Raw genomic sequence first — 25,337 nt, 5'->3', positions numbered from 1 at the left:
TTTTAAAACTCAATTTTTAATTTGTAACTTCTTTTTTCTTTTGCGTTTAAGGAAATGATTTCTGGTTTATCTTTTATTTCTTTTGATTTTCTATCCAACATATCTGGAATACCATTTCAATTTTCAATACAAATAAAACTACATTCGTTACTTTCTCTTCAAAAAACTAAATTCTTAAAATTATTTGTAGAAACTCTAAATTCTATATTTCCATTATTTAAAATAATACTTTCACCTAAAAAATTATCTGATAAATAAGATTTTGACTCACTAAAATCTAAATCATCAAAACCAAAACTTTCTATTTCAATATTTTTATCTAGACTTTCAACTAAACCAGCTGAGAAACTATCAGTAAATAATTGTTTTTCTCTTAATGTTATTTTAGATTTTTCATTAAAAATAAATCCAGGGTGATGTCCTAAAGAAAAGTACATAGATTCATTTTCAAGATTTATAACTTCAATATCAATAGTGAAATCATCATTTTCAATCAATAAAGTTATATTTAATTCGAAACGAAAAGGATATATTTTATAAAAACCCTCTTCAGAAATATAATTTAATTTAATTTTATTTTGAGTTTTATCAACTACATTTCAATTTTTTATATCTTTAAAAAAACCATGTCTTCCGATACCCAATTCTTTTCCATTGTGTTCCAAGTTACCATTAACAACCCCACAAACAGGAAATAAAATCGGTCATGATTTGGCTCAATTAGAATCTTGCTGATAAATAATTTCAACATTTGATTTCTTGATGCTTTTTATTTCAAAAGGATTAATTTCAAAACTTACTTCAATATCTTTATTAAAAATCTTATTCATCGAGATCATTTCCTTTTTCTTCAATAGACTCTACATTAAATTTAGTTTTTGTTTTTGATATTACCCTTTTCTTGATTAGTACTTTAAGATTTTGCGTTGCAAATTTATAGTTTGTGTAATCTGCAAATATTTTATGACTCATGAAATAAAATATTAATATAGAAGCAAGAACAACAACACAGCTTATAGACATAATTAAAGTAGTTATGTTATCAAACGACTCAACTATACCAGATATATCAGAAGAATTATTTTTGAATGCTAATAGTTCATCAATATTTGAGAATTCCTTGAAAATTCCAATTTTTAAACTTGAAAGTGTATTTTGAATCGCTTCAACAGAAAAGTAAGCTAAGAACATAGCACTTCCATAATAACCTGTTACTGGATTTTTTTTAGCTCTATAATTTCAAAATAAACATACTGAAAATAAAGAATATATTATTTGATTAAAACAAATACCTGCAATTAGATTTAAAATAATGAATACAAATGGGTTTTGTACAAAAGCCATAGCTGTATATGCAGCAAATAAAACGAACATATTAATAAAAATTAAATACTTTTGTTCAAATATTTTTCTTAATAATTTATAACTGATAACTGATGCAAATATACTTGGTATTAAATATGCAAAGTCATTAATTCTTAATCAAGTTTTGATTACATCGTTTTCAAAATTTAAATCGCTTAGGTTAAGTGTTAAGTACATTTTCATAAACAATGAGTTACTAATAGCGCTTGTTACAGTAAGTAAAAACCCTAGTAAGTATATCAAACAAAATACAGCATTATTCTTTTTGGGTAGTGCTTCGAGAATCTCTTGATCAAAAACTTGAACCATATTTTTATTTTCTTTTATAAAAATACTTAAAGCAATTGATCCAAGAGCTAACAATATCATTATTACCATCAAACTCATTTTTGAAGAAGTAGCATTTTCTCAAACAACAATATTTAAATTACTTAAATAAATACCAAATGTTGTTGAAAATGTTATAAATACGAAAGTTATTCAAACTGAAGGCATAACATATATTCTGTAAAAACTTTGTTCATTTAAGAATAAGTAGAATAGTGTTGAACTTGCTAAACATAAAGAGAAAATTAAAGAAACAATAATTAATGCTCATAAAGGCAATTTTAAAGTTAAAACCATTATTGCTAAAATTAACATTAAACCAGAACTGGCTTGTATTCATATTTTTCTATTTTTTATTAAACTTGTAGTAAATGTAGCTAGTGGTTTTAAAATTATTAAAAATAAAGAAGTTGAAAATATACTTGCCAGTATAAAAGTGGTTGAACTTAAATTATTTATATGATTTTTAAGTTCATTTCCAATAAACCCCGCTACAACCCAAAATAAAATTATTTGTGCCAATCACATATATGAGATTTTCTGTAATTTTTCTTTTCTACACAAAAATACCATGGAAATAATACATGATACGAATAGTATTGGAAATAGAATTTTTAGATCTCAATATTGCATTTTGCACCTCAACATATATTTTATTACAAATAAAAAATAAAAGGTCATTTAAATGACCTTTTAGTGTGAAATCTTACGAGCTTTTTCATTTGAACTTGAAATAGCAGGTGATATTTGTTGTTGATTTATTTTTTTAATATCTTTTTTCATTTTTTTAATTTCATTATGAACTTTGATTAAATAAATACTTGATTCATTATTGTATTCTTGAATAGAATCTATTATTTCAACTTTATTTTGTAATTGGAAGTTATAGAATGCTATTTTTTTGTATTGTTTATCACTTATTGCAATTAAATAACAAACTAAGTAAACAATAAATACTCCAACCATAAAAATAGAAGTTGTTATTATAACTATATCTACAACGTTGCTTAAACTAAATGTGAATAATAGTGCAAAATCTATTGTTTGACTTTCAACTCATTGAATAGCTGCTTTTGCAAATAATCCAAATATAGGAGTTAAGAACATAAACAATAACAATGTAACAAGTCATCCACTCATAACTTTAAATTTTCTATAAATATTTGAGTTTTTCAAGGCGTCTTGATCAAATCCACCACTTACACCAAATAATGTATTTGTGTTTTCTGTGTTGTTATTGTTATATTGTTCATTAAGACTATCTTGAATTTTTTGTTGTCTATTAAAGTTTTCAAATAATTTTCTAGTGTTTAAAGGTCCTGTTTCAAGTGTATCAAAGTGTTTTTCATCTAAAGTTCTTGTAATATCTTGTTGAGGTTTTTGAAGTGACACTTCTTTTTCAACAATTTCTTTATCTAAAGTTTCAGTGAAATCTTCTTCGATTGTTTGATTTGAAAGAACATTACTTTCTTCTGCCATTCTTTTTTCACTTAAATTAACATTTATTTGATTAAATAAATCTGATGCAGTAGTTCTTTCAATTCTAATCATTTCGTTATTTTCATCATTAAAAGTTATAGTTTTATCTTTTTCTTCTAATTTAACTTCTTTAGTTTCGATAGTTGGTTCAACAACTATTTTCATTTCTTCTTGTTTTTGAATATCTGCTTGTTTTCTCTCTTCATTCAAAACTCTAGTAGGTATTATTTCTGAAGTTTGTGTTGGAATTTCTCCAACTAAGTTTAAGTCACTAAATGTTTCGCTAATTGGTGGAACACTTTCAAAAGATGGACTTCTTCTAGGTGTTAAATGAACTTTTGTTTCAGGTATTTGGAAGTTTTGAATTAAATTAACAGTAGCATCATTTTGAATTTTTTCAAATGGTTCAAGATCTGCTTGTAATTCTAAATCTTCATTTTGGTAATCATCAAAAACAATATCATCTAAAGTGAAGGTGTTTTCTCCAGACAAGTCAAAAAGACTTAAATCATCAGTTTCTGTTGCCCCTATTTCTGAGAATAATGATTCAATATAACTAGTATCTGTTACTTGATTTTCAACATCATTACTTCTTTTTTCAGCACTACCTTTTATTTCGATTTGAGATACTTTTCTTGAATCCACTGTTAATATTTCTTGGTTAATTAAATTTTTGATTTTCAAAAATTTAATAGTCCATCCAGTTACTTCTTTTTCAATAATCTCTATTATTACATAATTTTGTTGGTTATAAGAAACCACCATACCCATATTAAAGCCCATAAAGTTACACCTCTCTAATATTTAGTATATATATAAATAAATCTTTTACAACTTAAAGATTTTTAATTTAAAGACAAAAAAACTAGCTAAGCTAGTTTTTATTATATTTTCATTAAATCATTTTCTTTTTCTTTTGATAATTGATCTAACATTTCAACATATTTATCTGTTAATTTTTGAACTTGATTTTCTAAGTCTTTTTTAACATCTTCAGGTGAAGTTGCATCTTTTTTAATTTTATCATTTGCATCTCTTCTTGCATTTCTAACTCTAACTTTAAAACCTTCAAGTTCTTTTAGCATTTTTTTAACTAAATCTTTTCTGATTTCTTCAGTTAAAGCAGGAATGTTAATTCTAACTAAATCAGCTTCTCCAATTGGATTTAAACCTAAATCAGCTTTGTTGATACCAGCAATAATTGCTCCAACTTGACTTCTGTCATATGGTTTAATAACCAATTGTTGTGGTTCTGGTGAAGATATTTGTGAAGTTTGGTTAATTGGTGTTGGTGTTCCGTAGAAATCAACCATTACACTATTTAGCATATTTGCATTTGCTCTACCAGTTCTAACTTTTGTTAAGTAATCTTTAAAACTATCAATAGCTTCTTCCATACTTAATTCTGTCATTTCAATAATTTCGTGTGCCATTTTATTTTTCCTTTCTTAATCAATCACAGTACATTCTAATTCACCGTGTGCAATTTTGATTATGTTTTCTTGACCATTCATGTCAAATACTACAATTTTTAACTTACCATCTCTTGAAAGAGCAGCTGCAGTTGAGTCCATAACTTGTAAATTACCTGCAACTAAATCGTTGTGAGTTAAACTTTCTAAGAATTTTGCATCAGAGTTTGTATTTGGATCTGAATCATAAACTCCTTTTGTTCCGTTTTTAGCCATCAATAAAGCATCTGCTTTAATTTCAATAGCTCTAATGCTTGCTCCTGTATCTGTTGTAAAGTAACTATAACCAGTTCCTCCAGCAAATATTGTTACATAACCTTCATCAAGTTTTTCTCTTGCATTTCTATAGTTATATGAACTTGTAACTGTTTTGATTTCTAAAGATGAGTAAACCTTAACTTTATCAAATCCTAATTTTCTTAATGTTGCTTCAAATGCTAAAGCATTCATAATTGTTGCAAGCATTCCCATGTAATCCGCTTCTATTCTAAATAATTCAAGAGTATCTGCTAATTTACCTCTTCAAATATTTCCTCCACCAATTACAATACCGATTTGCAATCCTTGTTTCGTTAATTCAATAACTTGTTTTGCAACTTCATCTAATTTATCTTTATCATAAATATCTCCGCTACCCTTTAAAGCTTCTCCAGATATTTTTAACAAGACTCTTTTATATTTTAATGCCATACTTACCTCGCTAGATAAATTATAACAAAAACCCATATTTTTTGGAAAAAATATGGGTTTTTTTAGTCATTTAATTGTTTATTTACAGATAATCTATCTTTTACACTCCATAAAGTTTCACACATTGTTGGAACACAGATTATCAACAACACGTAGTCAAATATTGTGTTAATTGAGTTATATATAAATGAATAGCCTATTGAATTTGATCACTCAAATTCAGGTAAACCTATTTCATTGTTAACATTTGGATTAAGTCAATACACAACTCCTGAAGTTACTCTTGAAAAATAAAGTATTATAATCGGGAAAGTTATAAAAGAAAATCATATAGCTATTTTTGTAAAAACATTATTAGATTTTACTGTGGGTGAAAAGAAACCAGCTATAAAAATCATAAATGTCGATAATCAATAATCAAAAATAAATTGTCAGAATTGGATGCTTGCTCCTGGTATAAACACAGTTAGTGTTGCAGCCAGGAAACAAAGTATTGCTGAACCTGCTATAGATAATATAAATGCTCCAAAAAATAAGGGAATGTATTTAAAACTTAAAGTTATGTAGAATGGCATTGGTGGTATCAAACTAGTCACAAAACCAATTACAAAGTAAAAAGCAAGTAAGACAGCTATAACTGTTATTTCATAAATGTTTATTTTAGTAAATTTAAATTTAGTTCTTTCTTTATTTTTATTATTTTGAATAAAATAACAACATAATAGTTCTATATTTAAAGTGATTATAGACAGAGAAATTATTATTTTGCTTTGTTGAAAACCAAAATAATAATAATTTATTAATAAAGATATATTTATAAGTAGATAAATTATGAATATAAAAGAAAAACAAAAACTTATAGTTATTATTTTTCCTAAAGGTGTTTCTAAGGTTCCACTTTCACCAGGAACACCTGAGTTTATTATTCTTAAAGTACCTCAAATTATTAAAGCTAAAAATATTAAGTTCCTAAAAGAAGTTGCTATTATAGTTGATATAAATATTTTCTTATTCATGAATTTCCTCCATGAAAAAAGCAGAACTTGTCTTTTTAAAGGACTTCCTACGCTAGTATTAACTAGATCAGGTTCTAAGAGTATTTCTCAAACTTATTGCTAAGTTACCTCTGCCTTTTTCATAATAATTGTATATTTAAATAAAAGAAAAACACATTTAAAATGTGTTTAGAAATTAATTTTCTTCTTTTTTATTTTCTGTTTCTTTTGGTTTAGCTTCTTTAGATAATTCTTTTTTAGAAGTCTCTAAAGCTGTTGCTCTAATTTTAGCTACTTCTTCTTTGAAGTAGTTCATTTCTGTACCCTTTTCTGATTTAAAACCAGTTTTAGATGCATTTTCTAAAAAATACATTCCAATAGTTGTTTTTTTACTAAATTTAATTTTTTTAAGTGTTCTTCTACCCTCTAAATAGTTTACATAAACTGAACTTTTTTCGTCATCTTCAATTATTTTTGTAATTTTTGATAACTTAATTGTTTCTCCTAAAGTTACTAATTTCCCTTCTTCATTATCAATATAGAATCATATTTGATTTGAAAAGAAAATAACCATTAAGAATCAAGCTGCTGATAAAACTATTGATACAACAATAAAAACAATTAGCAATGTTTCATTAAGATCTGATTCATTTGGAATTAAAATTCCTAAGCAAGAAAGTAATGATAAAACAGCTGTTGTTATTGATAATCCTTGTAAAACAAACATACCAGATAATAAGCCAATATTAGCAAATTTAACTTCTGATTTAGATTTTTTAAATTTAATAGTTAGGTATCATGATGAAATTGAAGCAAGAGGTATTATCAATAATAATACTATTGATAATATCAATAAATTATTATTGCTAACTGAAACCAATAATGAATTCATATTAGTTACCTGCTAACTGAGCAGCAACTTCTGCTGCGAAATCTGTTGTAACTTTTTCAATTCCTTCTCCAACTTCAAATCTAAACATTTGATTTAAAGTTGCACCTTTTGATTTAATAAAGTTTCCAACTGTTTGTTTTTCATCCATAACAAATCCTTGAGCAAGTAAAGTAACTTCTGCAAGTTTTTTGTTTAGTTTACCTTTTAAGATTCCTTCTGCTACATTTTCAGGTTTTCCTGTTAAGTCAGTTGTTTCCTTGATAATGTGCATTTCTTGATCTTTAAATTCTTGAGGAACATCTGATTCAGCAAGATATTTAGGTGCCATAGCAGCAACGTGCATACATACATTGTATGCATCTTCGTCATTGATATCTCCTTCAAATCCTAATAATACAGATATTCTGCTGTTTGCATGGTTATAAATTGATAATTTTCCACCTTCAACTGCAGCAATTCTTCTTAATTCAATTTTTTCTCCAATTGTTGCTGTTGCTTCAACACAAGCTTCTTGAATAGTTTGTCCTGAAGATAATTTAACTTCTAAAGCTTCTTCTAAAGTAGAAGCGCTTGAGTCTAATAAAGCATTTCCGATGTTTTCGATTAATGCCATAAATTTATCATTTTTTGAAACGAAATCAGTTTCTGAGTTTACTTCAAATACAACTGCTCTTTTCCCATTTGTTTTAGCAAATGAAACCCCTTCAGCAGCAACTCTGTCAGCTTTTTTAGCTGCTTTTGCTAATCCGTTTTCTCTTAATCAAACTACTGCTTCTTCGATGTTTCCGTCTGTAGCTTCTAAAGCTTTTTTACAGTCCATCATTCCAGCAGAAGTCATTTCTCTTAATTCTTTAATTAATTGTGGTGTAACTGCCATTTTGATCTCTCCTATTTAGTTTCTTCTTTTTTTACTGCAGGTTTTTTGTATGCTGGTCTTTCACCATTTGCATCATTATTTCTTGGTGTGTAGTTTCTTCTTTCACCATTGTATTCTCTGTCTTCTTTTTTCTGTGCAACAACTTTTAAATTACTTGGTTGCATTTTGATTCCAGCTGCATCAGCATATACATCTACTATGAAGTTAGTAATAATGTTTACTGATTCTTGAATATCATCATTTGCAGGAATTACAAAGTCTACCATATCTGGGTCAACGTTTGTATCACAGATTGCGATAACTGGAATTCTTAATTTTCTTGCTTCTTTAACTGCAATTTCGTCAGTTTTTGGATCGACTACGAACATTGCTGCAGGTAATTTATGCATTTGTTTAATTCCACCTAAAGTTTTTTCTAATTTAGCTTTTTCTTTTTTAATTAGAATTTGTTCTTTTTTAGGTCTTAAGTTAATTTTTCCTGTTTTTTCTTCGTTTTCAATATCTCATAGAGCTTTAATTCTTAATGAAATAGTTTTCATGTTAGTTAAAGTTCCACCTAATCATCTTGAGTTAACAAAGAAGTTTCCACTTCTTAACGCAGCTTCTTTAACTGCGTTTTTAGCACTTCTTTTTGTTCCTACAAAAATAATTTTTTCTTTTTTTTGTCCAATTGAAGTAACGTATTTTTTAACATCTTCTAATCTTCAAATTGTTTGTTGTAAATCAATAATGTGATTTTTGTTTTTTGCTCCATAAATATATGGTTTCATTTTTGGATTTCAACGTTTAGTTTGGTGTCCAAATTGAGCTCCAGCGTCTCATAACTGTTCTCTTGTTAAGTCTTTTGCCATGTTTAAGGCTCCCTTCATTTTAATTCGTTAGTCTTCCATTATGGTTCTAAATAACTCCACCTATTTTAATTAAAGTTAATAGGCACTGGGAGTTAAAATTCCCAAATGTGATTGCATACCCAAAATAAATATACAAACAAGTATAGTATATCATTTTTTAATTATGCTTTTAAACAAAAAAAATGCTTTTAAGCATTATTTTAATTTTGTTAATTTAACAAGTGATTTTGCATAGATTTCCATCATTTTTTTCAAGTCATCTATTTTTACATATTCATTGTAAGCATGCATTGTTGAATCATTTAAGTCAAATTCAGCCCCAAACGCAATCATGTTTGGCATTGATTTAGCAAATGTTCCTCCACCAATAGCAATTGGTTCAGCATTTAAATCCCCAGTAACTTCTTTATATACTTCCATAATGTTTTTAACTACATCACTGTCTTTAGGGAAGTAAACTCTATCTTCAATAGAACCAAGTTTCATTTCCAAACCTTTGTCTTTAACAAAGTTTTCTAAAACTTCAACAACATCTTTTTTAGGATCTCTTGTGCAAGGAATTCTAAAGTTTATTGTGAATCTAAAGTCATTTTTAGAAACATTAACAATACCATTACATGCTGTTAAATCTCCAGTTTCATCTGAAATATCTCCAAAGATTTCTTTCATATCAAAGTTTAAGTGACCATATTGAGCTACAAATTGAGCTAATGGGTGTTTTAAACCATTTGCATCTATTGCTTTTAATAATCAAGTAGAAGCAGATACTCCTTTAAATGGTAAACTACCATGAGCTGAAATACCTTTAACAAATAAGTATCCTTCACTTTCATATGAGTCAATTCCATTGTCTTTTAATCATGAAGCTATTTCTTGTTGTTTAGGACCTTTATATTTAACTAAGTCATTTACAGCGTTGTAAACTTCTCCACCACTTAGTTCAAATTCTGATTCAAAGTTACCAATTAAATCAACATCTGCAATTCATTTTTCTGCATATACAACAGGGAAATGTCCATCTGGAACATATCCTAAATCACATAATTGTTCATTTTTAACATATGCTTCCATACATTCTCAATTTGTTTCTTCACTTGTACCAAATATAAATCTAATTTTGTAATCTGGTTTAAATCCATGATCTATTAAATATTTAAATGCGAAAATATTCATCATAGTAGGTCCTTTATCATCAAAAGTTCCTCTACCAATTAATTTTCCATCTTTTATAACAGGTTCAAAAGGATTAGTTTCTCATTCATCTATGTTTCCAGCAGGAACAACATCTAAATGACAAATAATTCCGAATAATTTTTCACCTGTACCATAATCAGCATATCCATATCTATAATCTGGAGCGATAAATGTTTCAAAACCAAAACCTTTGAATAAGTCTATACAATGATTTAAAACATTTTTTGTGTCTTCATTAACTGGAGCTCCATAAGTTAAATCTCTTCTATATGATGGCATTGCAACAATTTTTTTTATTTCTTCTAAAGCTTGATCAAAATATTGACCAAGTAATATTTCTTTTTCTACATTCATTTTAATTTACCTTAATCTTTCTTTCTTTCCTTCAAAACAACATCATAGGCATCATTTATTTCTGCCATTTTTTGTTTTGCAAACTCTTTTTTATTTTTATCTGGATGATAAGTTTTAGCTAACTTTAAGTATGATTTTCTTATTTTTTCATCCGAATCAAAAGGAGAAACTTCAAGCACTTTATAAGCATTTGTTAATTTTTCATCATTTGATCTGTCAATGAATTCGCCATTCGAAGAATTATTTGAGCCTTCTGATCCAAATAAAAGTTGAGTTTCTATAGCTACAATAATTTTATCTATTTCAGAACAGAATTTCATAAATTCTTCATCTATAAAATCATTTATTCTATTTGAATCTAATAATTTATAACTTTTATTTTCGTATTTAGCTATTATAGAGGGTATAACCTCTTGAATAAAAGTACTTGTATATATATTAAATATTTCAAAAGAAAATTGGTTATATACCTTTATTAAACTTTCTGATGAAAAAATAACCAAATTTTGCTTAGATAACTTCTCGAAAATTATAAAGAAATCAAATTCCTTATTTGCTCAATATTGATAAAAACTTTCTTGTGTATGTTTTAAAGAAGATATTAAACTATCACTTGGATATTGTTTATATATTTCTCTAAATTCACTCATAAAAGGGAATTTATTAAAATTTTCAAGTATTTTTAGTTCATTTATATAAACCTTTTTATTTGATTGATTTTGAAATATAATCTTAAATTTTTCTAAATCTTTTTTAATATGTTTGTTATCATTTTGTTTATCACTATTTTTAAGTTTTTTTAATATAGAAAAAGTTAAAAAAATAATAGTTATAAAAGATAAACTTCCCATTAATATTAGTAACATCCTTTTACCCCCATTTTATTAAAAAAAGCTCCTAATGGAGCTTTGTGTTATTATTTAGATTCTTGTGGAATAACTACAGCTCTAGTTCTGTTTTTACCAAATCTTTGGTATTTAACGATACCTGATACTAAAGCGAATAATGTATCATCTCCACCACGTCCAACATTTGCACCTGGATGGATTTTTGTTCCTCTTTGTCTGAAAATAATTGAACCAGCATTAGCGAATTGCCCATCTGCTTTTTTAGCTCCTAAACGTTTAGATTCTGAGTCACGTCCGTTTTTAGTTGACCCAACCCCTTTTTTAGAAGCAAAATATTGTAATCCTAATAAGAAACGCATATTAAATCATCCTTTCTATTTTAAAATTCTTTGGATATTGTATCCTAATAGTTTCTAACTGAATAATCATAAAGTCTAACAAATGATTTAGTAAATCATCTTCTTTAGTGACCTCTATTTTTATTTCGTTTTCTGCAACATTTATTTTTACATTTTTATTAAACTTAATATCTAATGCATTTAATGCTCCAGTAACTATTCCAGTAATTGCAGCACATACAAGATCTTGGCCATATTCACCAGTATTTGCATGTCCATTTATTACAAATGAATTTATTTTATTGTTTTTTTCAACAATCTTAGCTTTTACCATTTACTATTCCTCAGTTTTTGGTTCTGTAGTAGCTTTTGGTGCAGCAGCTTTTGTAGCTGTTGTAGTTTTTGGTGCAGCAGCAGCTTTTGGAGCTGTTGTTGTAGTTTTTGTTTCAGCTGAATCTGTTGTTGATTTTGATCCACCTAATGAAATAGCGTCAATTTTAACTTTTGTATAAGGTTGTCTGTGACCATATACTTTGTTAACGTTTTTCTTAGGGTGGTATCTAACAACTCTAAGTTTTTTACCTTTACCTTGTTTAACAACAGTTCCTGTAACTGTTGCCCCCTTGATTAAAGGTGATCCTACTGTTCCATCGATCATTAGAACTTCATCAAAAGTAACTTTTTTACCTTCTTCAACTTCTAATTTTTCTACGTAGATTTCGTCATCTTTTGAAACTTTAATTTGTTTTCCACCTGTTTTTATAATTGCGAACATCTTTATTCCTCCAGTCTAGACTCGCCTTGCATGTGAGTTATTTTTCAAACTACTTGCTGACATACAAAGTGCGGTTGAAACTAGCAACCTAAATAATTTTATACTAAATTAATATAAAAAATAAGATTTTTTCTATTTTTTTAATAAAAAAAGGTCTTTAAAGACCTAGAATAAACTAACTACATCAGGAACTTTTGAATCAGCTTCAATATTTAATTTATTAGAACTTGTGTTGTCTGTTTTAAATGTTGAGTTACCAATTTTAGTTTCTAATTTATCATTTTTACCAAGAGAAATTGCTGTAAATACAGTTGTTGAAATTGCTCCTAAAGTGTTTGTGAATAAATCAGAAGCACCTTTTGCAACATTGCCAACCCCACTCAATAAGGCTCCAGTTATCCCTTTACCTCCTACAATTTCTCTTTTTTTATTTAAATCTAGTTTTTGCATATTTAAAACCTCCCGATATTTATATCGTTATAAATATGCAAAAATATAGTTATTTATAAAAATGTTTTGTTAATTCATTTTTATTAACATTATATTTTTTAGAGATAGTTTTAATAGCGTCTTTTTTACTTATATTTTCTTTAATTAATTCTTCAACTTCTGATATTATTTTTAACATATCAATTTGTGATCCTTTTTCTGTTTTGAATTCAGAATCAATAACAACACAAAACTCACCTTTTAAAGTTAATTTGTCTTCATTTATATAATCACATATTTCAGAGATGCTTCCCCTTAGATATTCTTCGTTTAACTTTGTAAGCTCTCTTGCTAAAACAACTTTAGTATCTTTATCAATTATTAGTGATAACTGATTTAAAGTTGCTTGAATTCTATGAACAGATTCATAAAAAGTTATTATAACTTCTTCATTTTTTTGTTCACCCATTATCTTTTTGATATCTTTTTCAATATTTTTCTTATCTAAGAATCCTAAAAATAGATTTCTTCTAGCAACAAAACCAGAAGACGCTATTGCATGAACATATGCAGGTCCGCAGTTAACTGAAGTTATGTTAACTTCAACATTTGATTCTAAAACCTGTTTTATAACAATTGCTCCCGGATCACTAATACAAGGAACCCCAGCATCACTTATTACAGCTATATTTTTATATTTATTTATATCTTCAATAAAACTTTCACTTATTGAGTATTCGTTAAACTTATGTAGTGCTTTTAGTTTTTTATTTAATTTCAGTTTTTCAAATAGTTTAAAACTAACTCTAGTGTCTTCACAATAAATTACATCTGCTTTTTCAAATGTTTCTATTACTCTTTTTGAGATATCATCTAGATTTCCTATTGGAGTTCCAACTAAATAAATTGTTGGTAAATCATTTTTGAAAGTACTTTGAATTTTTAACATAGTTGTTCCTCCTTGTATAAAAAAACCTAATAAAGTTATTAGGTCGAATTATTTAATTTCTTTAATTGTTATTTTGTAAGGTTCTTTAAGTTCTCTAACTTCAACTGAATCTCCTACAACTTTTCCCATCATAGCTTTTGCTAATGGTGATTCGTTTGAGATTTTGTTTTCAAATGGGTCAGCTTCAATGGCACCAACAATTTTTACAGTCATATCTTTTTTAGTTTTTTGACTTGTAAATGTAACTTGGCTTCCGATTTTTACTTCTTTATTTTTTGAGTTAGTGTCCTCAATGATTTTTGCTTTAGAAAGCATAGCTTCAACTTCTTTAATTCTAGCTTCAACTTCTGCCTGTCTATTTCTTGCAGCATCATAATCAGCATTTTCTGATAGATCCCCTTGTGCACGAGCTTCAACAAGTTCTTCAATAACTTGTGGACGAACATTGTTAATTAAATGTGCTAATTCGTCTTTTAATTCTTGTAGCCCTTCAGCTGTTAAAATAATATCTTTATCTGTCATATTAATCCCCTTTTATTTAACTAGAATATTATACATTTTTTCTAATAAAATGGGTATATTATTCTATTTTTTGTTTTCTATTTTATTTTTTAATTCTTTAACAGCAATAACTATTTCATCTTTTTTTACTATTTTTTTAATTTCTTCTTGAGAAGCATTATAAAAATCCATTCTTGAAGGATATAATTCATTAATTTTCTTTATCATCTTTTCTCCAATACCTTTTATTGAAGAAAGATCATCTTTAGAAAATGATTTAGCTTGTTTCTTTCTGAAACTTGCTATTGCATAGTTGTGAACTCTATTTTGAATTAATTCTAAAAACTTAAATTCTTCAGAAGATTTATCTAATATGATTTCTTGTTCATTAGTGTCTAAAATATATTCTGTTTTATGTTTATCGTTTTTAACTAATCCAATCACGGGTATGTCTAAATCTAATAATTCTAATTGTGATTTAGCAGCATGAACTTGGATTTTACCGCCATCCATAATTATAAGATCTGGTAAATTGATTTCTTGTCCCAAATCTTTTTGATATCTTCTGTATATCATGTTTTGCATTCTTTGAAAATCACCTTTTTCTTCAATGATGATATTATATTTTCTAAAGTCATTAAAACTTGGTTGGCCACCTTTAAAAACAACCATTGCCCCAGTTACAAATTCATCTAAAATATTTGCAACGTCAAACATTTCTATATGATAAGGGTATTTTGGTAATTTTAAAGTTTTTTGTAATTTATCTAATAGTTCTTCTTTACTTATTGATCTTTGACTTTTATATAATTCTTCTTGTCTTATATATTCTTGAGCATTATTTTTAGCAAGCTCTAAAATCTTTAGACTTGATTCATCATTTCCATAAGTTATTTTATCTTTAAATAATAATTGTAAACTTGTGTTTTCAAGAGTTTGAGGAATAACTATATAGTCAGGCAACATATTCTTTGCATATATTTGCATAATAAAGTTCTCAAATAGAGATTCTATGTCTTGTGATTTATTTTTGATGATAACTTGATCTTTTAATATTAATTTTCCGCTTCTGTAGAATAAAACTACAAATGATATATATTCTTCTGTTTCATAGTAATTAAAAACATCTCTGTTTAAATTGTCATTAAAATCAACAAATTGCTCTGTTACAGAAAAATTTAAGTGACTTATGATATCTTTTATTCTTTGAGCTTCTTCAAACTGAAGATTGTCTGAAGCAATGAACATTTTTTCTTCTAATTTATTTTTAAAATCATCATTAGTTCTATTAAAGAAGTTTTTAACATTGTTTATTTGATTTTCATAATAACTATTTTCAACATCTTTAAAACAAGCTCCAGAACATTGGTCAATATGAAAATGAATACAAGGCTTTCCTAAATTACCTTTACATCTTCTTAAAGGATAAATTCTCTCTAATGTCTTTAATATATTTCTAGCACTTGTTCCATCTGGTAAAGGTCCAAAAGATATTTGATTTTTGTTATCATAGTTTCTTGTATATACATAAACAGGATCTTTTTCTTTAGTTATTGCAATATATGGGTATTTTTTATCATCATTTAAAACGATATTGTATCTTGGTCTATATTTTTTTATTAAATTTTGTTCAAGGATCAAAGATTCTTTTTCATTATCAGTAACTATTGTTTCTATATCAACTATATCTCTTACTAATTGAGTAGTTTTAAAGTTGTGAGCTTTATTAAAATAACTAGAAACTCTCTTTTTTAAGTTTTTAGCTTTACCAACATAGATTATTTTATTGTCTTTATTTTTATATAAATAACATCCAGGTTTTTCTGGTAAATTTTTAACTATATTGTCCATAAATCTCACCTCTACTTTATTATATACATAAAAAAATCAGCTTTTTATTTTGCTGATTTTAATATATATCTTCAGTTTTAATGTAAACTTCTCTTGGTTTTGAACCATTTTGTGGTCCAATAATACCACTCATTTCAAGTTCATCAATTATTCTAGCTGCTCTATTGTAACCGATATTGAACTTTCTTTGAATTAAACTTGTAGAAGCTTTTTGACTTCTTATTACATAATTTTTTATTTCATCAAACATAGAGTCTCTTGAACCACCCACAGACACAGTGTAATCTTCTTCATCCTCTTTTAAGAATTCAGCTTCAAATACTTGTTGTTGTTGACTAGAACAATGTCTAACTAAGTTTTCAATTTCTTCATCACTTATAAATGCTCCTTGTGCTCTTACAAGTGAATTTCCTCCAGGGATTGTATATAACAAGTCCCCTCTACCGATAAGTTTGTCAGCTCCTCCTGAATCAAGAATTGTTCTTGAATCAATTGCAGATGTAACTGAAAAAGCTATTCTTACAGGTATATTAGATTTAATTACTCCTGTAATAACATCTGTTGAAGGTCTTTGAGTTGCAACTATCAAGTGAATACCTGCAGCTCTAGAAAGTTGAGTAAGTCTCATTATTGATTCTTCAACATCTTTTTTGTTTGAAGTCATCATTAAGTCTGCTAGCTCATCGATAATTATTACAAAGTAAGGAATTTTGCTTGCAGATGAAGTTTGTTTTGCATTAAATCCTGCTATATTTTTAACTCCATGAGTTGTAAATAGTGCATATCTTCTTTCCATTTCATTTATAACTTTTTTAAGAGCACTGTTAGCAATATTCATATCACTTATAACAGGTGCTAGTAAATGTGGAATTGAAGAGTATACTGATAATTCAACTTTTTTAGGGTCAATCATCAAGAATTTTACTTCATGAGGTTTTGCTCTCATAAGAATTGATGAAATAATACCATTTATCATAACTGATTTTCCACTACCTGTTGATCCAGCAACAAGTAAGTGTGGCATTTTATCTAATTCACCAAATAGAAGATCTCCTGTTACTGTTTTACCAATTGCAAACAATAGTTTGTTTCCCATTTTTACAATTGGTGTACTTTCAATAACACCTCTCATTGGAACAACTTCAGGATTATCATTTGGAACTTCAATTCCAACTGCAGCTTTACCTTGAATTGGAGCTTCAATTCTAACATTTTGACTTGCTAATGCTAGTTTTAAATCATTTTCTAATGAAGTAATACTGTTAACTTTGGTTCCTGGTTCAGGGTGAACTTCAAATTTAATAACACTTGGTCCAATACTCATATCTTTAACAGAAGCTTTAACACCAAATTGTCTAAATGTTTCATTAATTCTTTCAGCTTTTTCCTTAGCTGCCATTTTAATTTCTTCTTGAGCTCTTAAATTGATAGAACTTTCTTTAAGAATATCAATTGAAGGTAATTGATAAGCATCATTTACAAATTGTTCTCTTTCAACAGCTTTATTAGTGTTAACTTCAATTGTCTGAGAATTATTATAACTGTTTCTTGAAGGATATACATTTGAAGAATAAACTATACTTCTTGCAAGATTTTCTTGCATAGGAGAAGTGTAATCTCCATAATCTTCAATTCTTTTTTTCTCTTCTTCTTTTTCTTTTTTAGACTCACTTATAAAATGATCTAAAGTAATTTGACCATTCAAACTATCATCATGTTTGTCTTTTTTAGTTTTTGATTTAACTAATTCTTGAGTTTTACCATTTGCACCAAAAGGAGTTATATTAGTTTCTTTTGCTAATTGTTCTCTAGCTTGTTCAGTAGAAATTTGACCATATTTTGATTCCTTAGGTAAAGGAATATCAAATTCGTAATCATTCACTCTATCTCTTAAAGGAGTATAAATTGGTTCTTCTTTTATTATTGATTCAGCTCTAAATTTAGCTTCTTCTCTAACTTTATCCAAGTTAAAATCCACAACTCTATTCATACCTTGGTTTGGTTGTTGAATATAGTCATCCTTATAATTTTGTTCATAGTTATAACTTTCCAATTCTAAATTTGCAAAGTCATCATTATAGAAGTCTGTATTAACTTCTTCATAAATGTTTCTTTCATTGTGTCTATTAAAACTTGGAAGTTCAATTGTTATATCAGATTCTTTAACAGAAGCTAATATTTGTCTTTCATCGAATGTCTCATCATCTTCTAAATTTATTATGCTAAAAATAGTACCATTTCTTTTTTTCTTTTTAGGTTTTGAAAATGCATTTTTATTCATTCTATCATTTTTTAAAGATAGGATTCTAAGTCTGCTTCCTGTTCTTTTTCCTTTTGGTTTTAAGAAATAAAATGCATCTCCAGTAAATATTCAAATCATATCTAATGAGAAAAATAAAATTGCTATTACTAATCCAAAGTAAATTGAAGTATATGCTGCAATACCAGAAAGAACTGTTCCAATTAATCCTCCACCAGCTCAAAAAGTAAAGTAAGTACTTGGATCTGCAATTCAAATATCTCCATTACCTTCTGTAAATAATGAGTTAGCTTTTCAATTACTTAAATAAGAAGCTACAGAGTCTTTTAATATTGAAGGTGATCAAACTTTTTCTATTTTGAAAGTTTCTGGACTTACATGGTGAGCAACTATAAACAATATAGAAGATATTATTCAGCAAAGAACTATTCAAGTTAATACAACCATTGCTATAAATCTTTTTTTAGGTTTAAATTTAATACCGAAATAGATGGCAAAGTCTATGATGAAGAATAGTAAGTATAGGAAATACTTAAATCATCCAAAAGGTAAATTAAAAATTATGTCATCTATGAATTGACCAACTATGGTAATTCTCCCTATTGACATTAAGTTTATGAAAAATAATAATAAAGCACACACTATTCAAGAAACAGAATCAGCTTTTCTTTGTTTTTTATGAATAGTAAAAGCTCTTGTGCGGTCATTATCATTTTGATTATTTTGCCCATTGAAATTATTCATGATTTCACCTTTGTTTTTTTGCCCTTACCATATGATTTTAATATATTTTGTGGTTTTTTTCTAACCAATTAATAAAAAAAACTCATATTTACTATGAGTTTCTTGGTTTGTTTTGTCTTGGTTCAAAGAATGAACCATCTAATTCATTAATAATAACTAACACTATTGGTTGTTTACCAGTTTCTTGTTTTAGAGTTGTTCTAATTCTTGAAACTATTTCTTTTTTAATTGCATTTAAATCATATGCATTTGGATTTGTTTTAGATTCATTTTTATATTTATCTAAAATATCTATGATTTGTTTTTGCATTAATTTGAAAATTGGATTTTCTTCAGTAATGTAAATAACTCCACGCATTTGTATATCAATTAAGGAAATTAAGTCTTTAGTTTTGCTGTTAACATTTGCTCCAATTATTACAGCTCCATCAGTTGCTAATTGTTTTCTTTCATTTAAAACAACAGCACCAATATCTCCAACACCTATACCATCAACATAAACATCAGCTGTTTTAATTGAGTCAGATGCGATAATTAATTTACCTTCTTCAGATATTTTTAAAATTTGCCCATTATTAATTAATTGAATATTTTTCTTTTCAACCCCAGCTTCAATTGCAGCTCTTTCTGCACTTAAGAAGTCTTTGTATAAACCTTTTATTGGTATAAATGATTTGGGTTTCATTATTCTAGTCATTAATTTAATATCTTCATAACTAGCTCTCATTGATCAAATATTTTTATCACTTAATGAAATTAATTTAGCATTAGTTCTTGCAAGTTCATCTAAGATTTCTGCATGTCTTTTTTCAACTCCAGCTGCTGGAGGTGTTGCTAATATAATTGTATCATTTTCTGTAAATTCCACTTTATCATCATTTCCTGCAGCTATTTTAGCAAGCCTTGTGTAAAGAAGATCTCCTGCACCAGTTAACATTAATATTCCGTCTTCTGATTTCATAAATTCTTCAATACTTATAATATCTTTTTCAGATATTTGTAAACTGTGTTGTATTACTTTTGATTCAACTACTTTTGTAATTGTTTTTCCATATACAGCTATTTTTCTATCATTTGCTTTAGCTTGTTTAATTATTTCAAATAATTTAAATACGTCCTCTTCAAACATTCCTAAGATTAAACGTCTTTTTTTGTCTTTCATAGGAGCTGCTATGAATTTATCAATTCTGTGATTTGGTACTGTATAACCGATTCTTGAAGCATACTCAGCATCACTAATTAAAGCAAGAACACCTTTTTGTGCTATTTGGTTTAAGTGATTCATATCTGTTGAAAAATATGATTGCTCATTTCCATCAATTATGTAATCTCCAGCATAAACAATAACACCATCTTCAGTATGCATTGCAAATCCAAATGATTCTGGGAAAGCAGCTGTAGTTCTAAAGGCTTCAATTTTAACATCACCAAACGAAACAACATCTTTATGATTTATTATTTTGAAGTTGTTTTCTCTGTTTTTGATTCTATATTTCATGTTTCTGTATTTTAATATTGTAGTTGTAAGTTCATTACAATAAACCGGTACATCTATCTCTCTTAAAATATAACTTATTGCGCCAGAGTTGTTTGAACTTGGATTTGAAAGGAATATTCCTTTAATTTTTTTAGCATTAGCTTTTAAGTATTCGAAGTTAGGTATTATTACATCTATTCCTAAAACACTTCTTTCAGGGAATTTAATCCCTGCATCAAATATATATAGGTTATCATTAACACTGATAACAAAAATATTTTTTCCTCTTTCGTCTTGACCACCAAGGGCCATAAATTTAATATCTGCCATATTTATTTCTCCTTTTCTTTAGTTTTTATTATTTGTTTAGTTTGTTTTCTTAAACGTCAACCAGATTTAAATACTCTCTAATTATAAGTTATTTAAAGTTAAAGTAAAGTTTTTGATTAAAAAATGTTGTTTTATTTTCAATATAAAGGAATAAAATATCTTTGAAAGAGGGTGTGGATTAGTGTTAATTTCAGTGGAAGAGTATGCTCAAAATAAGGATAAATTTTTTACACTTGATGTAAGAACAAGATCTGAATTTAAAATGCTACCTCATTTTGAATGAGCAGTTAATATTCATATTGATCAATTTTTAGATGACTTTAAAAAATATTTAGATGAGTTTAATCCAGATAAAAAACCTATCGTTACTGTTTGTAATGCAGGTAATAGAAGTGGTCAAGTTGCTAATTTTTTAAATCAATTGGGTTATGATGCAAGAACTTTAAAGGGTGGAATTTATAACTACAATAAAAAAATAAGATAGTAATATCTTATTTTTTTAATTCATCTTTAAGTCTTTTAATGAATAGTTTTATTGAAAATTCCTTAGAAATAAGAGTTAGTTCTTTTTCTATAAATTCAGCTTTTATTTTTAGTTTTTTTAAATTATCTATATTAACAAGTTGCATCGATAATACTTTTATTTTTTCACCATTAACACTATCAATATTTTCTATTGTTCCAAGTTCCAATAATATCTTATTGTAAATAGTTTCTGTTCTTTCAACACTATCTATTCCATATTTATCTTTTTTATTTTTAACAATTCTAGTTATTGAAAAATAAGCAAATAATGAAATAAAACATATTGTGAATGCAATCCCTAAAATTATATATATTATAGTATTCATTATTCTATAACTTCCTTATCCTTTATAAAGATATCTCTTAGTATTTCTATTTTACTTGTTGCTTGAGAATCACTGACAACTTTAATTTTAGTTTTAGATGGTTTTATTTCAATTTCTAAATCATCAAGTTGGTATTCTACAGTATCTATTATCATTATTTCTTTTGAACTTTTTTCAAACCTGAATTTTAAAGTGTGTTGATCATTTAAAATTAATGGTGCATTTAATGTTCTAAACTTATTTGTACTGACCGGAACAAGTTCTTGCATTTGATAAATTTGACTGTCCTTTGCTAAGATAACAGCTCCACCAGCAGACTTCATATATCCACTACTTCCATTTGAAGTGGAAACAACTATACCAGTTCCATGGAATTTTTCCAAAAATTCATCGTTTACATATACTTCTACATATAAAGGGTTTTTTTCATTTAGAATTTTTACCTCATTTGCAACAATTAAGTTTTCTTTTTGAGTCTTAACTTCTAATAATTCAAAGTCATTTAATTGATATGTTTTCTTTTCAATAGAATCGATTGTATCTTCTAATTTTTCTACCCTATTTTTATTAGTGTAAAAACCAATTCCTCCTGATTTAAACGGAACAAATTCAATATTATTTATTTTATCTTTATAAGTTGAAACCGCCTTTAAAAAGGTTCCATCCCCTCCAAATATGAAAACATAATTTGGATCTAACTCATTATAAATTCATCCTCTTAATTCAAGTTTTTCTTTAAGACTTGAAACAACTTCTTCTGTTGTTTTATAGTCATTTTTAATTATGCTAAATGAAAACATCAATTTCACCTCTAAACTATAATTAATTTTACTTATTTTTAAAAGAAAAATATATAAAGATTGTATAATATTAAATGTAAATCAAGGAGTAAGAATTATGGATAAAAAAAGAATGTTATCTGGGATAACAACAACAGGTCAAATGACATTGGGAAATTACATAGGAGCAATGAGAAACTTTGTTGCACTACAAGATGAATTTGAAATGTTTGTTTTCGTAGCTAATCTACACGGAATAACAACACCAATTGAAAAAGAAGTGTTAAGAAAAAACATTAAAAACATGGTAACTTTGTATTTTGCTTGTGGAATGGACCCAGAAAAATCAACAGTTTTTGTGCAAAGTGAAGTTTTAGAACATACTCAACTAGCTTGAATTCTTACTTGTAATACTACAATTGGGGAATTACAAAGAATGACTCAATTCAAAGATAAATCAACAAAAGTTAAATCAGAAAATGGAACTGAATTTATACCAACAGGGTTATTAACTTATCCAGTTTTAATGGCTGCAGATATTTTATTATATGATCCAGAATTTGTACCTGTAGGTAAAGATCAAAAACAACACATAGAGTTAACAAGAAATATTGCAGAAAGAATGAATAATAAATTTGGAGAAATGTTTACAATACCTGGTGAATATACTCCAAAAATCGGTTCTAAAATAATGGACTTACAAGATCCAACTAAGAAAATGTCTAAATCAGCTGCTAATCCAAAAAGTTTTATAGCACTTTTAGACGATATAAACGAAGTTAAAAAGAAAATCAAATCAGCTGTAACTGATTCTGAAAACTTAATTAAGTTTGATCCTGAAAACAAACCAGGAGTAAGTAATTTACTGACAATTTATTCAGCATTAAAAAACATATCAATAGAAGAAACAGAAGAACACTTTGAAGGAAAAGATTATGGCGTTTTAAAAGAAGAAGTTTCTGAAGTTGTTGTTGATTTACTAGAAAAGATTCAAGCAAGATTCAAAGAATTAAGCGAATCTGATTTAGTTGAAAAATGATTAGAAGAAGGAGCAGAAAAAGCTCGTAAAATTGCTAGAAAAAAATTAACTAAAGTTCAAAATCTAACTGGACTAAATTATAAGAGAAAATAAAAAAGATGTTATTAAAACATCTTTTTTTATTCAGCAGCACTTCATTGTGTTGCTTTTATTTTTTTAATTATTTTTGTGCAATCATCTTTATGCCTAAATTCTCTGCATCCAGGATGAACAGCTATTATGTTTTCTTTCTCTAAACTAAATTTCTTTAAGTCAATGAATTCGCAAACTCAAGCCAATTCACCTTCTTGAAAGTTTTCTTTTATCATAAAGAATTTACAAATAAAACACATTCTAAAACCTTCAGGTTCTTTATTTATAAGTGTTGGTGAGTTTTCTCAAGCATAACTTATATCTTCTTTTGAAAATTCAATCTCATTATTTTCTAATACTTTAGCCATTTCATTCTCCTTTGAGTACAAAAAGATTTTAACATAAATAAAAAAATGAGCTTATTGCTCATTTTGTATTATTTTTTAGAATCTAAAGCTTTTTTAGATGAAGCAACGATTGCTTCAAATTGTTTAGGTTCGTGAATTGCTAATTCAGATAACATTTTTCTGTTAATGTCGATTCCTGCAATTTTTAAACCATTCATGAATTTAGAATAACTTAATCCTAATGGTCTAACAGCTGCATTTATACGAATAATTCATAATTTTCTGAAATCACGTTTTTTAAGTTTACGTCCAACAAAAGCATAAGCCATAGAACGTACAACTTGTTCATGAGCCTTTTTATAGTTTGCTTTTTTTGTTCCGTAGTAACCTTTTGCTCTTTTAATTCAACGTTTTCTTCTTGCTCTAGTTACTTTACCAAATTTTACTCTTGCCATATTGTTCTACCTCCTATTTTAGTTTTGTAATAATCCTTTTAGACGTTTCATATCTCCAGCTGAGACGAAAGTTGCTTTTTTCAGATGTCTTTTTTGTTTTGTTGATTTATTTTGTGCTAAGTGAGATCTATAAGCTTTACCTCTTTTTAATTTACCTGCACCATTTTTCTTAACTCTTTTTGCTAAAGAGCTTTTTGTCTTCATTTTTGGCATAAATTCTCTCCTCCTATAATTAACCTTTTTTTGGCATTACATACATATCTAAGAATCTTGTATTTAGTTTGGCTTCTTTTTCGATTTTTGCAACATCTTCAATTCTTGTGAAGAATTTATCTAATGTTTCTTTACCAAATTCTTGGAAAGTGATTTCTCTTCCTTTGAATTTTAATGAAATCTTAACTCTGTCTCCAGCAAGCAAGAATTCTCTTGCTTTTCTAGCTTTAGTGTCCATATCATGGTCACCTATTCCTACCGTTAAACGAATTTCTTTGTTTTCAACTTTAACTTGATTCTTTTTGTTTTCTTTTTGTTTACGTTTTTGTTCGTATTTAAACTTACCATAATCAAGTATTTTAGCAATAGCTGTAGCATTATCTTGCATACCCACTTGAAGTAGATCTAAACCTGCTTCTTCTGCTAATTTTAAAGCTTCAAATTTGTTAAGTGGTCCATTTTTTGTACCATCATCATTGATAATTAAAACTTGTTTAGCTCTAATTTCTCTGTTTACAAAATCTGTTTTTATATTTCTATTGTCTGCCATTTTTCCTCCAAAATAAAAAGTGTGCCGTTAAAA

Annotated in this window: 27 protein-coding genes, 1 pseudogene, 1 riboswitch and 1 other annotated feature; of the genes and pseudogenes, 2 read left to right on the top strand and 26 right to left on the bottom strand. The window is 27.3% G+C overall.

Annotation, left to right across the window (positions count from 1 at the left end; translation table 4 throughout):
- Positions 1-2 precede the first annotated feature (2 nt).
- From AACL10_RS01175 to AACL10_RS01080, 20 genes and pseudogenes are all read right to left on the bottom strand, one after another.
- Positions 3-830: a hypothetical protein gene (locus AACL10_RS01175; RefSeq protein ID WP_338985416.1), complete on the bottom strand. Its 828-nt coding sequence runs from the start codon at positions 828-830 to the stop codon at positions 3-5.
- On the bottom strand, positions 823-2,220 hold the full coding sequence (locus tag AACL10_RS01170; protein ID WP_338985415.1) for a hypothetical protein: 1,398 nt from the start codon (positions 2,218-2,220) through the stop codon (positions 823-825). The genes AACL10_RS01175 and AACL10_RS01170 overlap by 8 nt, the downstream gene beginning before the upstream one ends.
- Before the next feature lie 165 nt (positions 2,221-2,385).
- A complete protein-coding gene (locus tag AACL10_RS01165; protein WP_338985414.1) occupies positions 2,386-3,954 on the bottom strand; it encodes a hypothetical protein in 1,569 nt (522 codons plus the stop codon).
- 101 nt (positions 3,955-4,055) lie between these two features.
- A complete protein-coding gene (frr, locus tag AACL10_RS01160; protein ID WP_338985413.1) occupies positions 4,056-4,604 on the bottom strand; it encodes a ribosome recycling factor in 549 nt (182 codons plus the stop codon).
- Between the two features lie 15 nt (positions 4,605-4,619).
- The gene (gene pyrH, locus AACL10_RS01155; protein ID WP_338985412.1) at positions 4,620-5,333 is read right to left on the bottom strand and encodes a UMP kinase; all 714 of its coding nucleotides are present in this window, start codon (positions 5,331-5,333) and stop codon (positions 4,620-4,622) included.
- A 62-nt stretch (positions 5,334-5,395) separates the two neighbouring features.
- Positions 5,396-6,349, bottom strand: coding sequence for an energy-coupled thiamine transporter ThiT (locus AACL10_RS01150; RefSeq protein WP_338985411.1), 954 nt, complete (start codon positions 6,347-6,349; stop codon positions 5,396-5,398).
- A gap of 27 nt (positions 6,350-6,376) precedes the next feature.
- A riboswitch (TPP riboswitch) is annotated at positions 6,377-6,471 on the bottom strand.
- Positions 6,472-6,524: 53 nt separating this feature from the next.
- Positions 6,525-7,220, bottom strand: a complete 696-nt coding sequence (locus tag AACL10_RS01145; protein ID WP_338985410.1) for a hypothetical protein — start codon at positions 7,218-7,220, stop codon at positions 6,525-6,527.
- Between the two features lies 1 nt (position 7,221).
- Entirely contained in the window at positions 7,222-8,097 is an 876-nt protein-coding gene (gene tsf, locus AACL10_RS01140; RefSeq protein WP_338985409.1) for a translation elongation factor Ts, read from the bottom strand.
- A gap of 11 nt (positions 8,098-8,108) precedes the next feature.
- Positions 8,109-8,948 carry a 30S ribosomal protein S2 gene (gene rpsB / locus AACL10_RS01135; protein ID WP_338985408.1) on the bottom strand — a complete coding sequence of 280 codons (840 nt, stop codon included), beginning with the start codon at positions 8,946-8,948 and terminating at the stop codon, positions 8,109-8,111.
- A 195-nt stretch (positions 8,949-9,143) separates the two neighbouring features.
- The gene (locus AACL10_RS01130; RefSeq protein WP_338985407.1) at positions 9,144-10,496 is read right to left on the bottom strand and encodes a Sapep family Mn(2+)-dependent dipeptidase; all 1,353 of its coding nucleotides are present in this window, start codon (positions 10,494-10,496) and stop codon (positions 9,144-9,146) included.
- Between the two features lie 11 nt (positions 10,497-10,507).
- Positions 10,508-11,362: a J domain-containing protein gene (locus AACL10_RS01125; protein WP_338985405.1), complete on the bottom strand. Its 855-nt coding sequence runs from the start codon at positions 11,360-11,362 to the stop codon at positions 10,508-10,510.
- A gap of 50 nt (positions 11,363-11,412) precedes the next feature.
- Entirely contained in the window at positions 11,413-11,703 is a 291-nt protein-coding gene (gene rpmA / locus AACL10_RS01120) for a 50S ribosomal protein L27 (RefSeq protein ID WP_101780515.1), read from the bottom strand.
- 1 nt (position 11,704) lies between these two features.
- Positions 11,705-12,016, bottom strand: coding sequence for a ribosomal-processing cysteine protease Prp (locus AACL10_RS01115; RefSeq protein WP_338985403.1), 312 nt, complete (start codon positions 12,014-12,016; stop codon positions 11,705-11,707).
- Between the two features lie 147 nt (positions 12,017-12,163).
- A pseudogene (rplU, locus tag AACL10_RS01110) lies at positions 12,164-12,457 on the bottom strand (50S ribosomal protein L21); the annotation flags it as partial.
- A 7-nt stretch (positions 12,458-12,464) separates the two neighbouring features.
- Positions 12,465-12,543 (bottom strand) — a sequence feature (ribosomal protein L21 leader region).
- Positions 12,544-12,622: 79 nt separating this feature from the next.
- Complete coding sequence (locus AACL10_RS01105; protein WP_338985402.1) at positions 12,623-12,907, bottom strand: hypothetical protein; 285 nt, start codon at positions 12,905-12,907, stop codon at positions 12,623-12,625.
- A gap of 49 nt (positions 12,908-12,956) precedes the next feature.
- Positions 12,957-13,835 (bottom strand): 16S rRNA (cytidine(1402)-2'-O)-methyltransferase, encoded by an 879-nt coding sequence (gene rsmI / locus AACL10_RS01100; RefSeq protein ID WP_338985401.1) that lies wholly within the window; start codon positions 13,833-13,835, stop codon positions 12,957-12,959.
- 48 nt (positions 13,836-13,883) lie between these two features.
- Positions 13,884-14,357, bottom strand: coding sequence for a transcription elongation factor GreA (gene greA, locus AACL10_RS01095; RefSeq protein ID WP_338985400.1), 474 nt, complete (start codon positions 14,355-14,357; stop codon positions 13,884-13,886).
- Positions 14,358-14,420: 63 nt separating this feature from the next.
- Positions 14,421-16,187, bottom strand: coding sequence for an excinuclease ABC subunit UvrC (gene uvrC / locus AACL10_RS01090; RefSeq protein ID WP_338985399.1), 1,767 nt, complete (start codon positions 16,185-16,187; stop codon positions 14,421-14,423).
- A 58-nt stretch (positions 16,188-16,245) separates the two neighbouring features.
- The gene (locus tag AACL10_RS01085; protein WP_338985398.1) at positions 16,246-19,191 is read right to left on the bottom strand and encodes a DNA translocase FtsK; all 2,946 of its coding nucleotides are present in this window, start codon (positions 19,189-19,191) and stop codon (positions 16,246-16,248) included.
- Positions 19,192-19,282: 91 nt separating this feature from the next.
- Entirely contained in the window at positions 19,283-20,998 is a 1,716-nt protein-coding gene (locus tag AACL10_RS01080) for a ribonuclease J (RefSeq protein ID WP_338985397.1), read from the bottom strand.
- Positions 20,999-21,179: 181 nt separating this feature from the next.
- On the opposite strand from AACL10_RS01080, the gene AACL10_RS01075 reads away from it, so the two are divergent.
- Positions 21,180-21,482: a rhodanese-like domain-containing protein gene (locus AACL10_RS01075; RefSeq protein WP_338985396.1), complete on the top strand. Its 303-nt coding sequence runs from the start codon at positions 21,180-21,182 to the stop codon at positions 21,480-21,482.
- A gap of 7 nt (positions 21,483-21,489) precedes the next feature.
- Here the strand turns inward: AACL10_RS01075 and AACL10_RS01070 are convergent, their stop codons facing one another.
- A complete protein-coding gene (locus tag AACL10_RS01070; RefSeq protein WP_338985395.1) occupies positions 21,490-21,849 on the bottom strand; it encodes a hypothetical protein in 360 nt (119 codons plus the stop codon).
- A complete protein-coding gene (locus AACL10_RS01065) occupies positions 21,849-22,649 on the bottom strand; it encodes a hypothetical protein (RefSeq protein WP_338985394.1) in 801 nt (266 codons plus the stop codon). The genes AACL10_RS01070 and AACL10_RS01065 overlap by 1 nt, the downstream gene beginning before the upstream one ends.
- Before the next feature lie 97 nt (positions 22,650-22,746).
- Between AACL10_RS01065 and trpS the strand changes: the two genes are divergently transcribed.
- Positions 22,747-23,760 carry a tryptophan--tRNA ligase gene (trpS, locus tag AACL10_RS01060; protein WP_338985393.1) on the top strand — a complete coding sequence of 338 codons (1,014 nt, stop codon included), beginning with the start codon at positions 22,747-22,749 and terminating at the stop codon, positions 23,758-23,760.
- 26 nt (positions 23,761-23,786) lie between these two features.
- Here trpS and AACL10_RS01055 read toward each other — a convergent pair whose 3' ends face one another.
- The 4 genes from AACL10_RS01055 to infC form a co-directional block, all read right to left on the bottom strand.
- On the bottom strand, positions 23,787-24,107 hold the full coding sequence (locus tag AACL10_RS01055; protein WP_338985392.1) for a hypothetical protein: 321 nt from the start codon (positions 24,105-24,107) through the stop codon (positions 23,787-23,789).
- 68 nt (positions 24,108-24,175) lie between these two features.
- Positions 24,176-24,541 carry a 50S ribosomal protein L20 gene (rplT, locus tag AACL10_RS01050; protein ID WP_101780501.1) on the bottom strand — a complete coding sequence of 122 codons (366 nt, stop codon included), beginning with the start codon at positions 24,539-24,541 and terminating at the stop codon, positions 24,176-24,178.
- Between the two features lie 18 nt (positions 24,542-24,559).
- Positions 24,560-24,754, bottom strand: coding sequence for a 50S ribosomal protein L35 (rpmI, locus tag AACL10_RS01045; protein WP_101780500.1), 195 nt, complete (start codon positions 24,752-24,754; stop codon positions 24,560-24,562).
- A gap of 19 nt (positions 24,755-24,773) precedes the next feature.
- The gene (gene infC / locus AACL10_RS01040) at positions 24,774-25,304 is read right to left on the bottom strand and encodes a translation initiation factor IF-3 (protein ID WP_338985391.1); all 531 of its coding nucleotides are present in this window, start codon (positions 25,302-25,304) and stop codon (positions 24,774-24,776) included.
- Positions 25,305-25,337 lie beyond the last annotated feature (33 nt).

It is taken from the genome of Spiroplasma endosymbiont of Diplazon laetatorius (assembly GCF_964019625.1).
Taxonomy (GTDB): domain Bacteria; phylum Bacillota_I; class Bacilli_A; order Mycoplasmatales; family Mycoplasmataceae; genus Spiroplasma_A.
The sequence above is the reverse complement of the archived record's forward strand: the minus strand, read 5'-3'. Positions and strand labels throughout refer to the sequence as shown.